Annotated in this window: 13 protein-coding genes; 9 read left to right on the top strand and 4 right to left on the bottom strand. The window is 63.9% G+C overall.

The features are described 5' to 3' along the window. The 5 genes from scpA to hepT all read left to right on the top strand — a co-directional run bounded on the left by scpA (position 1) and on the right by hepT (position 5,559). Complete coding sequence (scpA, locus tag AO501_RS20345; protein ID WP_055579417.1) at positions 1 to 2,253, top strand: methylmalonyl-CoA mutase; 2,253 nt, start codon at positions 1 to 3, stop codon at positions 2,251 to 2,253. Positions 2,254 to 2,391: 138 nt separating this feature from the next. Beyond that, positions 2,392 to 3,363 carry a methylmalonyl Co-A mutase-associated GTPase MeaB gene (gene meaB / locus AO501_RS20340; RefSeq protein ID WP_055579416.1) on the top strand — a complete coding sequence of 324 codons (972 nt, stop codon included), beginning with the start codon at positions 2,392 to 2,394 and terminating at the stop codon, positions 3,361 to 3,363. A 63-nt stretch (positions 3,364 to 3,426) separates the two neighbouring features. Next, on the top strand, positions 3,427 to 4,713 hold the full coding sequence (locus tag AO501_RS20335) for a serine hydrolase domain-containing protein (RefSeq protein WP_055579415.1): 1,287 nt from the start codon (positions 3,427 to 3,429) through the stop codon (positions 4,711 to 4,713). A gap of 62 nt (positions 4,714 to 4,775) precedes the next feature. Further along, a complete protein-coding gene (locus AO501_RS20330; RefSeq protein ID WP_055579414.1) occupies positions 4,776 to 5,159 on the top strand; it encodes a nucleotidyltransferase domain-containing protein in 384 nt (127 codons plus the stop codon). Then, entirely contained in the window at positions 5,149 to 5,559 is a 411-nt protein-coding gene (gene hepT / locus AO501_RS20325) for a type VII toxin-antitoxin system HepT family RNase toxin (protein ID WP_055579413.1), read from the top strand. Before AO501_RS20330 ends, hepT begins: the two co-directional genes overlap by 11 nt. 21 nt (positions 5,560 to 5,580) lie before the next feature. Here the strand turns inward: hepT and AO501_RS20320 are convergent, their stop codons facing one another. Continuing rightward, complete coding sequence (locus AO501_RS20320; RefSeq protein ID WP_055579412.1) at positions 5,581 to 5,793, bottom strand: dodecin; 213 nt, start codon at positions 5,791 to 5,793, stop codon at positions 5,581 to 5,583. 27 nt (positions 5,794 to 5,820) lie between these two features. Further along, entirely contained in the window at positions 5,821 to 6,837 is a 1,017-nt protein-coding gene (rfbG, locus tag AO501_RS20315; protein WP_055579411.1) for a CDP-glucose 4,6-dehydratase, read from the bottom strand. A 70-nt stretch (positions 6,838 to 6,907) separates the two neighbouring features. On the opposite strand from rfbG, the gene AO501_RS20310 reads away from it, so the two are divergent. The 4 genes from AO501_RS20310 (at position 6,908) to AO501_RS20295 (ending at position 12,485) form a co-directional block, all read left to right on the top strand. Next, the gene (locus tag AO501_RS20310) at positions 6,908 to 8,323 is read left to right on the top strand and encodes a nucleotide sugar dehydrogenase (protein WP_231752557.1); all 1,416 of its coding nucleotides are present in this window, start codon (positions 6,908 to 6,910) and stop codon (positions 8,321 to 8,323) included. After that, the gene (locus tag AO501_RS20305; protein ID WP_055579409.1) at positions 8,320 to 9,339 is read left to right on the top strand and encodes an NAD-dependent epimerase/dehydratase family protein; all 1,020 of its coding nucleotides are present in this window, start codon (positions 8,320 to 8,322) and stop codon (positions 9,337 to 9,339) included. The genes AO501_RS20310 and AO501_RS20305 overlap by 4 nt, the downstream gene beginning before the upstream one ends. A gap of 29 nt (positions 9,340 to 9,368) precedes the next feature. After that, the gene (locus tag AO501_RS20300; protein ID WP_055579408.1) at positions 9,369 to 10,841 is read left to right on the top strand and encodes a glycosyltransferase; all 1,473 of its coding nucleotides are present in this window, start codon (positions 9,369 to 9,371) and stop codon (positions 10,839 to 10,841) included. A gap of 72 nt (positions 10,842 to 10,913) precedes the next feature. Continuing rightward, positions 10,914 to 12,485: a hypothetical protein gene (locus AO501_RS20295; RefSeq protein ID WP_156452705.1), complete on the top strand. Its 1,572-nt coding sequence runs from the start codon at positions 10,914 to 10,916 to the stop codon at positions 12,483 to 12,485. On the opposite strand, the gene AO501_RS20290 is transcribed toward AO501_RS20295, so the two are convergent. Together AO501_RS20290 and AO501_RS20285 are read right to left on the bottom strand one after the other, a co-directional pair. Further along, entirely contained in the window at positions 12,463 to 13,251 is a 789-nt protein-coding gene (locus tag AO501_RS20290) for an SGNH hydrolase domain-containing protein (protein ID WP_156452704.1), read from the bottom strand. The genes AO501_RS20295 and AO501_RS20290 overlap by 23 nt on opposite strands. Before the next feature lie 19 nt (positions 13,252 to 13,270). After that, positions 13,271 to 13,647, bottom strand: a 377-nt coding sequence (locus tag AO501_RS20285; protein ID WP_156452583.1) for an integrase core domain-containing protein, incomplete at its 5' end; no start/stop codon positions are given.

Here is a 13,647-nt window from a genome sequence, read left to right as displayed (position 1 = left end):
GTGACGGCCACAGTTCCTTCAATCGGAAGCTTCGCCGACGTTCCGCTACAGAGCGAACGCAGCGCGCCGAAACCCACGGCCGCCGCCGTGGATGAGCACATCGCCGCCGCGGCCAAGGCCCATTGGTACACCCCAGAGCAACTGCAGTGGCAGACACCGGAGGGCATCGACGTCAAGCCGGTGTACATCTCCGAAGACCGGGCGGCGGCCGGCGAAGAAGGCTACCCGCTCAACACTTTTCCGGGCGAGGTGCCGTTCCTGCGCGGGCCGTATCCGACGATGTACGTCAACCAGCCGTGGACCATTCGCCAGTACGCCGGGTTCTCTACCGCCGCCGAGTCCAACGCCTTCTACCGGCGCAACCTGGCCGCGGGTCAGAAGGGTCTGTCGGTGGCCTTCGACCTGGCCACCCACCGCGGGTACGACTCGGATCACCCACGAGTGCAGGGTGACGTCGGAATGGCCGGTGTGGCAATCGATTCCATCCTCGATATGCGCCAGCTGTTCGACGGTATCGACCTGTCCTCGGTGTCGGTGTCGATGACCATGAACGGCGCGGTGCTGCCGATCCTGGCGCTCTACGTAGTGGCAGCCGAGGAGCAGGGGGTGCCGCCGGAGAAGCTGGCCGGCACCATCCAGAACGACATCCTCAAAGAGTTCATGGTCCGCAACACCTATATCTACCCGCCCAAGCCGTCGATGCGGATCATCTCCGACATCTTCGCCTACACCAGCGCCAAGATGCCGAAGTTCAACTCCATCTCGATCTCCGGTTACCACATCCAAGAGGCCGGTGCCACAGCCGATTTGGAGCTGGCCTACACCCTGGCCGACGGTGTCGAGTACATCAAGGCGGGTCTGGACGCCGGCCTGGACATCGACAAGTTCGCGCCCCGTCTCTCGTTCTTCTGGGGCATCGGGATGAACTTCTTCATGGAGGTCGCCAAGCTGCGGGCCGGCCGGTTGCTGTGGAGCGAGCTGGTGGCCAAGTTCGATCCCAAGAGCGCGAAATCGCTGTCGTTGCGCACCCATTCGCAGACCTCGGGCTGGTCGCTGACCGCCCAGGACGTGTTCAACAACGTCGCCCGGACGTGCATCGAGGCGATGGCCGCGACCCAGGGCCACACCCAGTCGTTGCACACCAACGCACTGGACGAGGCGCTGGCGCTGCCGACGGATTTCTCCGCCCGCATCGCGCGCAACACTCAGCTGGTGCTGCAGCAGGAGTCGGGCACCACCCGGCCGATCGACCCGTGGGCGGGTTCGTATTACGTGGAGTGGCTGACTCATCAGCTCGCGCAGAAGGCGCGCGCCCATATCGAGGAGGTCGCCGAGTACGGCGGCATGGCCCAGGCGATCGGCGAAGGTATCCCGAAGCTGCGCATCGAGGAAGCGGCCGCGCGCACCCAGGCCCGCATCGACTCCGGCCAGCAGCCGGTGATCGGGGTGAACAAGTACCAGGTGGTCGAGGATCAAGAGATCGAGGTGCTCAAGGTCGAGAACAGCCGGGTGCGCGCCGAGCAGTTGGCCAAACTCGAACAGCTGCGGGCCGACCGGGACGCCGACGCGGTCGCGGCCGCCCTGGCCGAGTTGAGCCGCGCTGCCGCGGCCAGCGGCCCGGCCGGTGAAGACGGGTTGGGCAACAACCTGATGGCTCTGGCCATCAACGCGGCACGAGCCAAGGCGACGGTGGGGGAGATCTCGGACGCGCTGGAGAAGGTCTACGGACGTCACCAGGCTGAGATCCGCACCATTGCCGGCGTCTACCGTGACGAGGTGGGAACGGCCCCGAACATCGCCAAAGCAACCGAACTCGTCGAGAAGTTCGCCGAGGCCGACGGCCGACGGCCCCGGATCCTGATCGCCAAGATGGGCCAGGACGGACACGACCGCGGCCAGAAGGTGATTGCGACGGCGTTCGCCGACATCGGGTTCGACGTCGACGTCGGCTCGTTGTTCTCCACGCCGGAAGAGGTCGCCCGACAGGCCGCTGACAACGACGTGCACGTCGTCGGGGTGTCGTCGCTGGCCGCCGGGCACCTGACCCTGGTGCCGGCGTTGCGCGACGCATTGGCCGAGGTCGGGCGCCCGGACATCATGATCGTGGTCGGCGGGGTCATCCCGCCCGGCGACTTCGACGAGCTGTACCAGGCGGGGGCCGCCGCCATCTATCCGCCGGGGACGGTGATCGCCGACTCCGCGATCGGCCTGCTGCACAAGCTGGCCGACCGGCTGGGATATGACCTGGATTAGTGCGCGTGTGACGACTCTTACGTCCGCTCAGGGTGGCCCTGCGGTGAAAGGCTCGCCGAGACTGAAACTACGCACTCCGTCCTCGGCGTGTCTTGTACCTGGATTCAGTGTCGACGCAACCGCGGGGTGGGCCCGGGCATGAACGTCGAGGATCTGGCCGAGGCGATTCGCTCCGGTGACCGCGCCGCGCTGCCGCGGGCCATCACCATGCTGGAATCCACCCGCGCCGACCACCGCGAGAACTCCCAGCGGCTGCTGCTCGCCCTGCTGCCGGATGCCGGCAACGCGCATCGAGTCGGAATCACCGGGGTGCCCGGGGTGGGCAAATCCACCACCATCGAAGCGCTGGGGATGCACCTGATCGAACAGGGGCACAAGGTCTCGGTGCTGGCTGTGGACCCTTCGTCCACTCGCACCGGGGGGTCGATTCTGGGTGACAAGACCCGCATGGCTCGCCTCTCGACGCACCCCCACGCCTACGTCCGGCCGTCTCCGACATCCGGAACCCTCGGCGGGGTAGCAAAGGCCACCCGGGAAACCGTTGTCCTGTTGGAGGCGGCGGGTTTTGACGTGATCCTGATCGAGACCGTCGGGGTAGGGCAGTCCGAGGTGGCGGTGGCCAATATGGTCGACACCTTCGTGCTGCTCACCCTGGCCCGCACCGGGGATCAGCTGCAGGGCATCAAGAAAGGCGTGCTGGAGCTCGCCGACATCGTCGTGGTGAACAAGGCCGACGGTGAGCACCTCAAGGACGCGCGGCTGGCGGCCCGAGAGCTCGCCGGAGCGATCCGGTTGATTCATCCGCGCGAATCGATTTGGCGGCCACCAGTTCTCACGATGAGCGCAATCGAAGGCACCGGCCTGGCCGAGCTGTGGGAAACCATTCAGAAGCACCGCGAAGTGCTCACCGAAGCCGGCCAGTTCGAGGCGCGCCGCCGCGAGCAGCAGGTTGACTGGACCTGGCAGATGGTCCGCGACACCGTGTTGGACCGGGTGATGTCCAATCCCGAGGTGCGAAAGATCCGCCGGGACGTGGAACGTCAGGTACGCGACGGCGAGCTGACGCCGGCCCTAGCCGCCCAGCAAATACTTGAGATCGCAACGACCTAACGGAAAGGTAAATTTGTCCTTGTTTGCCCGTGGACTCTACGAAAGCGAAGTAAATTCAAAGCCGTGACGGTAGACATCGGAGTCGATCGCCGCGCTGTCCCTTCTCACGATGCCCCTGACGCAGGGCATGGTGTGTTCGGTGCCGCGGACTCCCACTTTGGTTGCGTCGTTCGTGCATTCTCGACCATGTTCCCTGGTCACCGCTTCGGCGGCGGGGCGCTGGCGGTCTATCTCGACGGGCAACCCGTCGTCGATGTCTGGAAGGGCTGGGCGGACCGCGACGGCAAGGTGCCGTGGTCGGCGGACTCCGCCCCGATGGTCTTCTCGGCCACCAAAGGCATGGCGGCCACGGTGATTCACCGCCTGGCCGACCGCGGGCTGATCGACTACGACGCACCGGTCGCCGAGTACTGGCATTCCTTCGGCGCCAATGGCAAGGCGAACATGACGGTTCGCGACGTCATGAAGCACACCGCCGGCCTGTCGGGGCTGCGCGGGGCCAAGCAGGAGGAGTTGCTGGACCACGTCCTGATGGAGGAGCGGCTGGCCGCGGCGTCTCCGGGACGGCTGCTGGGCAAACCGGCCTATCACGCGCTGACGTTCGGCTGGCTGATGTCCGGGCTGGCCCGGGCGGTCACCGGCAAGGACATGCGCGTCCTGTTCCGGGAGGAACTGGCCGAGCCGCTGGGTACCGACGGCTTCCACCTGGGCCGCCCGCCCGCCGGCTCGCCGACCCGCGCGGCCGAGATCATCATGCCGCAGGACCTCGCGGCCAACCGGCTGGTGACCTGCGCCGTGCAGCGAATCGCCAACCAGTTCTCCGGTGGTTACCGGTCCATGTACTTCCCGGGTGTGATCGCTGCCGTGCAGGGCGACATGCCGATGCTGGACGGCGAGCTTCCCGCCGCCAACGGGGTGGTGACGGCCCGCGCGCTGGCGCGGATGTACGGCGCGATCGCCAACGGCGGAGAGGTCGACGGCACCCAGTTCCTGTCGCGGCGGCTGGTCGCCGGCCTGACGGGGGAGAAGGTCGTGCAGCGCGACCGCAACATCTTCGTGCCGATGGCCTTCCACCTGGGCTACCACAGTCTGCCGATCGGCAACGTGATGCCGGGATTCGGTCACGTCGGTCTGGGTGGCTCGGTCGGGTGGAACGACCCGGAGACCGGGGTGGCGTTCTCCGTCGTGCACAACCGGTTGCTGACGCCGTTCGTCGCCACCGACCATGCCGCGTTCCTCGGGCTCTACAAGATGATCCGCGACGCCGCCAAGAAAGCGCGCAAGCGCGGGTACCGTCCGGTGCACGGGCTCGGTGCGCCCTACACCGAGCCGGGTCAGGTCGCGGGCTGAGCATTCTGAGTCGACGGGATCGCTTCCAGCCGTCGAACGCTCTGCGGTGAGACAATCGAACGGTGAATGAGGTTGACACCCGGATCGCGGACGCCACCGAGGCGCTGCGCCAGCACGGCGCCGTGTTTGCCTACTTGCACGGCAGCCGAGCCTCGGGCACTTCCGATGCACAATCCGACGTCGATATTGCGGCCTATTTTGAAGAGCCGCACCCGGACGCGTTCGAGGTCCTGCTGCCCGTTGGTGTCGACCTGCTCGTACTCAATGACGCTCCTCTTGAACTTGCGGGACGGATCGCGTTGTACGGAAAGCTCCTATTCGAGCGCGACCGCAATGCCCGTGTGGTGTGGGAGGCGACGAAACGCAAGATCTATCTTGATGAGCTGCCGCGGATAAATAGCGCTCACCGCGACTTCGCCCAAGCGGTGCTCCAACGTGGTGGATGAGGTCCGCGTACTCAGACTTCTGCGAGTCGTCACAGACGACCTCGACGTGTTGCGTCAAGAGGCGAAGGCTAACGAAGAGCGTCGCACCGACCCGATGTGGCTACGCGGAGTGAAGTACACCTTCGTCACGTCGATCGAAGCGTGCATCGACGTGGCCCAGCACATCTGTTCAGCGCAGGGGTGGGGTCCGCCGGCCGATAACGGAGACGCGATGAAGGTGCTGGGGCGTCACGGTGCACTCTCGGCTGATGCGTCTGACTCCATGCGCAGGGCGGTCGGGTTCCGCAATGTTCTCGTGCACGAGTACGTCAAGGTGTCGGACGAGATTGTCGTGTCCAGACTGCAGGACTTGCGCGATCTAGAGCAATTCGTTGCGCAGGTGACCGCTTACTTGCCCTGAAGCGCGCGGGCTGAGCCGGGTTTACGAATCTTCCAGGCGGAAGCCGACTTTCATGGTCACCTGGTAGTGCGCAACCTCGCCGTCTACCAGGTGACCACGAACGGATTCCACCTCGAACCAGTCCAGATTGCGCATCGTCTGCTTCGCTCGGGTGAGACCGCTTTGGATGGCGGCGTCGATCCCGTCCGGTGAGGTGCCGACGATCTCGATTACGCGGTAGGTGTGGTTGCTCATCGTCGCGACCCTATACGGCCGCGGGGGTCAATCGAGGCTTTCGAACGCGGCGATTTGCTCCGTGGTGACTGCGAGCAGGTCGGCGCCGTCGTGCACGCGGCGTTCCCACTCGATGGTCCAGGCGACGGCATCGTGGAAGCCGAGGCGGTTGCGCCAGCCTAGTTCGGCCTGCGCCTTGGTGGCGTCGAGGGCCAGCAGGTTCGCCTCATGGGGGTGCTCGCCGGGTTGGCGGTCCCAGTGGGCGCCGCCGCCCCACAGTTCCGCAGCCAGGCCGGCCACTTGGCCGACTTCGACGAAGCTGTCCCGGCCGGGCCCGATGTTCCACTGGCCCAACCCAGTACCGCCGAGCAGTGCGTCGGCGATGGTGAGGTACCCGTTGAGGCAGTCGAGCACGTGCTGCCAGGGGCGCACAGCCTTGGGGAATCGCAACAACGGCGCCTGGCCGCTTGCATAGGCACGCACCAGGTCGGGCATCAGCCGCTCGTGGCTGGCGTCGCCGCCTCCGATGACGTTGCCGCCCCGGGCAATTGCGGTGGGGCACCCGGGAAAGCTGCGGATCCAGGACTGAGTCAGCAGATCGGCCATCGCCTTGGAAGCGCTGTAGGGATCGTCACCGCCGAGTGGGTCGGTTTCGACGTAGCCGGCTTCCTGGTCGACGTTGCGGTAGACCTTGTCGGTGGTGATGACGACATGCGCGCGCACCGACGGAGTGGCTCCGACCGCCTCCAGCACATTCATCGTGCCCATCGCGTTGGTCTCGTAGGTGAAGCGCGGTTCCCGGTAGGACTCGCGAACCAATGATTGGGCGGCCATGTGCACCACGACGTCCGGGGCGGCGGCCTGGATCGCTGATGCAGTGGCGGCGGCGTCGCGGATGTCGACGCGGTAGTCGTTCAGCAGGTGGTCGGCGAGGTTGGCCCGTTCGAAAAGGCTGCCGTCGGGTGGATCCAGGGCGAGACCGGACACTTGGTGGCCGCGGCCGAGAAGGAGCAACAAGAGCCAGGGACCCTTGAAGCCGGTGTGCCCGGTGATGAGGTAGTGCATATGAGGTCTCCTCACGGTGCATCACGTCAGACGGGCAGCATCCGAACCTACAGCATGCATTCGGCACGGAATGGCCGCCGTCGGCATACCTGCGGTATATGCGCCAAACGCCGCATCTGCGCACAAGAAATTTCGTACGCTCAGGCGTGTTCGGCTGACTGTTGGGGACAGTTTGGCCGCGTCCGCATTCGGACGGGGCCGGGCATGCATGGGAGGGGCGATTCGCGTGGCGAATCAGCACAACAAGCGCATCTGCATCGTCGGCGGTGCGGGGCACGTCGGTTTACCGCTGGCGCTGGTCTTGGCCGACGAGGGCTACACGGTCGACATCCTGGATACCAATGCGCTGGCGTTGAAGACGATCATGGCCGGCAACATGCCCTTCATCGAGAACGGCGCGGAGGAACTGCTCAAGCGTCTGCTGCCCACCGGGCGTCTCTCGGCGAGCACCGATTCATGGATTGTCCGCAACGCCGACATCGTCATCTGTGTCGTCGGTACGCCTGTCGACGAGTTCCTGACTCCACAGGCCCACACCTTCTTTCGGATCATCAACGAAATCAGCCCGTACTTCCACGACGAGCAGACACTCGTGCTCAGAAGCACGGTGTACCCGGGGCTCACCCAGCGCGTGCATGACCTTTTCCAAGAGCGCGGCATCGGTGTGCACGTGACCTTCTGCCCGGAGCGCATCGCGCAGGGACACTCGCTCCGTGAGTTGAGGATCATTCCGCAGATCATCAGCGGATTCGACGACGAGGGTCTGCGCGTGGTGCGGGAGCTGTTTTCCGGGATCACCAGCGAGATCATCGAGGTGGCGCCGCAAGAAGCCGAACTGGCCAAACTGTTCTGCAACAGCTATCGCTACATCCAGTTCGCGGTTGCCAACCAGTTCTACCTGCTCAGCCGCGAGGCCGGGCTGGACTACAACCGCGTCCACCACGCGGCAACGTACAAGAACGGTCGAGTCGACAGCTTGCCGAGAGCCGGCTTGGCCGCCGGCCCCTGCCTGTTGAAAGACACGATGCAGCTGGCGGCCTTCAGCAACAACAACTTCATGCTCGGTCACTCGGCCATGCTGATCAACGAAGGACAGCCACAGTTCATCGTCAACATGCTCAAGCGCCGAGTCGACCTGCGCGACAAGGTCGTCGGCATCCTGGGTATGACGTTCAAGGCCGATTGCGACGACACGCGCGATTCGCTCAGCTTCAAATTACGGCATCTGTTGATGCTCGAGGCGAAAGAAGTGATCCGTCACGACCCCTTCCTCGACGGTCCGGATTACCTGCCCCTGGAGACCGTTGTCCGTCGCGCCGACGTCATCGTCGTCGGAGTTCCGCACTCGGAATACCGAGGCCTGCGGGTGCCCGAGGGCACTATCGTCGAGGACGTCTGGGGTTGCCTTGACCTCACCGAGGCAGATGACAACGCACTCAACGGAGCAGAATTGGCAACTCTGGGAATGGGAGCTGCAGCCCGGTGAGAGTATTCGTTACGGGCAGTGCGGGATTCATCAACGGTTACGTAGTCGACGAGTTGCTGCGGGCGGGTCACGAAGTCGTCGGCATCGACAACTACTCGAAATATGGTCCCGTCGCGAAAAGCTACGACAATCATCCGAACTATCAGTTCGTAGAGGGTGACGTCAAAGACGTTGACCTGATGTTCCGCCTGGTGGAGGGGTGCGATCAGATGGTCGCCAGCGCGGCACGCATCGGTGGCATCACCTACTTCCACGAGTATGCCTACGACCTGCTCGCCGAGAACGAGCGCATCGCAGCCGCTCACTTCGATGCCGCGATTTACGCATACAAGAAGGGCTGGTTGAAGAAGATCAACGTGATCAGCTCGTCGATGGTGTTCGAGAACGCGACGATCTTTCCGACGCCGGAGAAGCACATCACCGAGTGCCCGCCTCCGACAAGCACTTACGGATTCCAGAAGCTGGCGTGCGAGTACTTCGCGCACGGCGCCTACGAGCAGTACGGATTGCCGTACACCATCATCCGTCCCTTCAACTGTGTCGGGACGGGGGAGCAGCGGGCTATCGGTGGCCGTGAAATCCCCAGCGGTAACGTCAAACTCGCCATGAGTCACGTCGTCCCGGACCTGATCCAGAAGGTGGCGAAGGGGCAGGACCCACTGCACCTACTCGGCGACGGCACGCAGGTGCGGCACTACACCTACGGCGGGGATCTGGCCCGCGGTATCCGTACCTGTATGGAACATCCGGCGGCACTCAACGGCGACTTCAACCTGTCCACCCCGGAGGCGACCACCGTCGTGGAACTCGCGGAAGTGATCTGGCGCAAGATGCGGCCGGACACGCCCTTTCGCTACGAAAGCGACCCGCCGTTCGAGCACGACGTTCAGTTGCGTTCGCCGGATGTTCAGAAGGCTTCGGAGGTGCTTGGGTTTTCCGCGGCGACAACCCTCGATGCCATGCTCGACGAGGTCATCCCCTGGGTCGTCAGCGCCGTTGAAGCGGGCACCATCTGACGCGCGGTCGAGCTGGCCCAGAGGACAATATGCGAATCGCTGGTGAAACCGACCTACAGCAGCTGTACCGCAACCGATTCGGTCATGACCTCGAGGCGCGATCCGAGATATGGACCGTTCTGGTACATGACTTCTTCCAAGCGTGGATCAGGAGAAGCGACACCGTCGTCGACCTGGGTTGCGGCTACGGCGAATTCCTGAACCAGGTGAAGGCGGCGCGGCGGATCGGGGTCGATCTGAACCCCGACAGCGCGAGCAAGCTCAATGCCGACATTGAATTTCACGAAAGCCGGGCAGACGAGCTCGATTTTCTCGCCGACGGCTCGGTGGACGTCGTCTTCAGCAGCAACATGCTGGAGCACTTACAGGACAAGGCGCAGGTGGAGCGCACCATCGCCGAAGTTCGGCGGGTGCTGCGACCGGGGGGACATTTCATCGCCTTGGGGCCCAACATCCGATTCCTTGCCGGCGCCTACTGGGATTTCTGGGATCATTCGGTCCCGATCAGCGATCGCTCGCTGACGGAACTGTTGCAGCTCAACGACTTTGAGGTGGTCGACACCCACCAGCGATTCTTGCCGTACTCCACCTACTCACCTTTGCCCAAGGCGCCGATCCTGGTCCAGCTGTACGTGCGATCCAGGTGGGCCTGGCCGGTGTTCGGCAAGCAGTTCGTCATTCGCGCCCGCAAACCGGCCGAGTCGGCCGACAGCGAGCGGCTGATCAGCGTGGTGATACCGGTCTACAACGAAGGCGAGAACATCCAGGTCTGCGTCAGGCGGCTCGCTCAGACACTGGCGGACACACCGCACGAATTGCTGATCTGCTACGACTTCGACGAGGACACCACACTGCCGGCTTTGGCCGCGATGGCCGACCGTCCCCCGACAGTCCGTCTGGTGCGCAACTCCCTGGGCAAGGGCGTGGCCAATGCTCTGATCGCCGGCTTTGCGGCGGCCCGGGGTGATGTGATTGTCAGCAGCATGGCCGATCTGTCGGATCCGCCGTCGGTTATTCCCCTGATGGCGGCCAAGATTCGCGACGAGGGCGCAGACGTCGTGAGCGGTTCGCGCTATATGCCCGGTGGCTCGCAGACCGGTGGACCCCGGTTGAAGACTGCCATGTCGCGCACGGCGGGTCTGAGTCTGCACTACGTCGGTCGCTTGCCCACACACGACGCCACCACGAATTTCCGCGGCTACAGCCGTCGACTCCTCAGCGAGGTCGCGATCGAAAGTGAGCGTGGATTCGAGGTGGGTCTGGAGCTCACGACGAAGGCGCATCTGCTCGGCTACCGGGTGGACGAGGTCCCGAGCAGCTGGGAGGACCGTACCGCCGGGGAAAGTAAATTCGATCTGGTCGGGTGGTTGCCGGCGTACTTGCGGTGGTACGGCCTGGCGATGCGGCGCCCGGTGATGCAGTGGGCCGGAAGCGGTGCCGCCGGGCTAGGCGCAGTGAATGCGTTGCAGCGATTCCGACGGCGAAAGAGCCTTTCGTCCTGACGAGTTGGCTCAGGGGGTAGATCAACCGATGAATCAGATGGAGCGTCGACGTTCAGTCCGGGGGAGGTGCGCGTGACCCGGACGACTGAGGGACTGACAGTGCGTGGAGGCGACGAGGTGATATCAACCGAGGCGAATACTCGGTCGCCGGTCGGACGACGACGCTGGTTTGCTTTGTTCACGGCTTTGGCCTGCACGGTGTTCGGGTCCCGGCTCATCATCGTTTCCGCGTTCAGCTCATCAGTGCCGCTGCTCGATCAATGGGACGCTGAGGGGCAAGCCCTGTATTCGCCGTACCTCAAGGGCACCTTGTCCTTTGCCGACCTCGTCGCATCGCACAACGGCCACCGCATCCTGATCACCCGCCTCGTTGCGTTGTCTCACCTCGAGATGGCCGGTGAATGGAACACCCGCCTGGAAATGATTTTCGGCGCTGCCGTGCTGACCGCTCTAGTCACGTTGCTCGCCGCCCTGCTGATTCCTCTTGTCGCACCACACCTTCAGGTGCTCCTGACCTGCTTTGTCGCGCTGATTTTCGCATTTCCGATCGACTTCGAGAACACCGTGTGGGGATTTCAATCCCAGGTCTATCTGTCGTTGTTCTTCGGCGTACTTGCAGTAGCCGCTTTCTCCACTGCGCCGGCATTCTCGTTGCGCTGGTTTGCCGGTTTGTCGGCGGCAATCCTCAGCTACTTCACCTTTGCCACAGGCGTTGCCACCCTGCCGGCCGCCGCGACGTTGGTGGCACTGCAGATCGTGACGAACAGCAGGAAGCGCAGTACCCGCGAAATCGCAGCCGTCCTCTTACTGGCGTCGATCGCCGTCGCGGTGACCGCGTGGGGAGCTGGGAGCGCGAAGTCAATGGCCACTCCTGCGGGTTTCGTTGCAGGACTTGGGATTTTCGCGGCTCTGACGATTGCCGGAGGAATCCCGATCGCCCTGTACTGCCGGCATATCTTGAAGACCCGCCCGAGTATTTCCGACGGCGCCTGGGTCGTCCTCGGAATCTCCTGCTGGGTCACCATTCAACTAGTGCTGTTCGCCTACGGACGCGGAAGTTTGGTAGCACCACGTTATTTGGACGTGGTGCTGCTGGTGTATCCCATGGCCTTCGTAAGCATCTTCGCCCTGTGGGACAGGGCGCGCGGCGCGGAGGTGAGCCCACGGGTCCAACGTGGCCCGGTGTTCTGGGTGTTCGCCGTGGCCGCCGCATTCACGGTGGCAGGTTGCGTGTCGGTGCTCGCCTGCAGTTACTGGAGCAAGGCGGCAGACCAACAGACCGCCAATGTGCGCGCCTATCTGGCCACCGGAGACCTGAAACAGCTCAAGGAGCGCGGGAGCGCCAATCATGGCGTCACACTTGCCCATCCGTATCCAGAGCGGCAGGCGCAGGTACTTGGCGATCCTGATCTCAGGGCCATCTTGCCGCCCGATATCCGGCCCGCCGACGCGGACAACCGCGTGGTGCGCAGTCACCTGCTGCTTCGGGGCGCGCCCGCCGCCGCGACGGCGACGGTTGTTCGCTCCTTCCTGACGGGCGGACCTGCCTTCCTGGCAATCGGCGTCGGTTTGTTCTTCGGTGTCGGCACGGCTCGAGGTCTGGTCGCCCCTGCCTCTAACCTCAGTGATTCGACGAGCGGGTGACGGCAGCCCGGAATTGCGGATTGTCGGCGAGCATGCGGCCGGCCAGGAATCTGCTACCCGTCTCGTTGAGATGGTTTGAGTCGCGGAACAAAAGCGAGTCGCCCTGATTCATACGGCAGGAGTATTGGTCGCAGAAATACTGCGCCGTCTCGAGCAGGGCTGCTCCAGGCACCTTGTTGACAGTGGATCGCAGCGCGGGGAAGTACGTAGCGTAGTCATCTTCAAAGCGTTGCCGATCCTCGCTGCACTTCGGGTAGGGCAAAACGGGAGCGATGCGGTATTTGCAAGCTACGGCGTCGAACCGGAACCAGGGAACGTCGTCAGTCACGAACACCGCCTTGCCCTTCGCTGTGAAGGCCTTGAGGGTCGTCGCGAGCTGCTCTCCATTGCCTATGCCCCGGCTGGGCCAATCGCCATTGATGACGACGGTTTGGATCGCTGGATCTGAGGCGAAGTGGTCGATCACCTTCTTCATACCCGGCGTTGATTCAAGCGGTAGCCCGTTCGCCATGTAGTAAAGGATGTTCTTGTCGGGTAGTGCCTCCGCCAGGCCGAGGAACAGATGCTCGGCGTGACTGTCGCCGATCACCGCGACGTCCACGGGAGCATTGGCTTTGGACTGGCGGCAGTGGCTCAGTCCCTTCCATTGCACAGCACTGTCTCGTGATGCTTGGTCGTTGCAGGGATACGAGATTCGTCCGAGGAACGCATAGAACTCATCCCAATCAGTACTGCCGTGGTGCGTCGTCGGGAGGGTCTGCTGCACGATCAGGTGACAGTTTCGGTCACGCGGCCTGACTGGCCGGTGTGGTCATGATTGCTTCGAATTCGATCGGGGTCAACCGCCCGAGGCCGGACTGGCGGCGGCGCCGGTGGTAGGTGCGCTCGATCCAGGTGACGATCGCGATGCGGAGTTGTTCTCGGGTGTCCCAGCGGCGGCGGTCGAGCACGTTCTTCTGCAGCAGGCTAAAGAAGCTCTCGATGGCGGCGTTGTCGCCGGCGGCTCCGACACGGCCCATAGAGCCGACCATCTCGTGTTGATTCAAGGCGTGTACGAATTTCCTTGACCGGAACTGAGATCCGCGATCCGAGTGCAGAATGCACCCCGCGACATCTCCGCGTCGGGCTACCGCGCTGTGTAGTGCCCGGATGGCCAGTTGTG

Source organism: Mycobacterium gordonae (genome assembly GCF_001417955.2).
Classification (GTDB): domain Bacteria; phylum Actinomycetota; class Actinomycetes; order Mycobacteriales; family Mycobacteriaceae; genus Mycobacterium; species Mycobacterium gordonae_B.
Note: the sequence above shows the minus strand (reverse complement) of the source record. Positions and strands in the feature narration are given on the sequence as shown.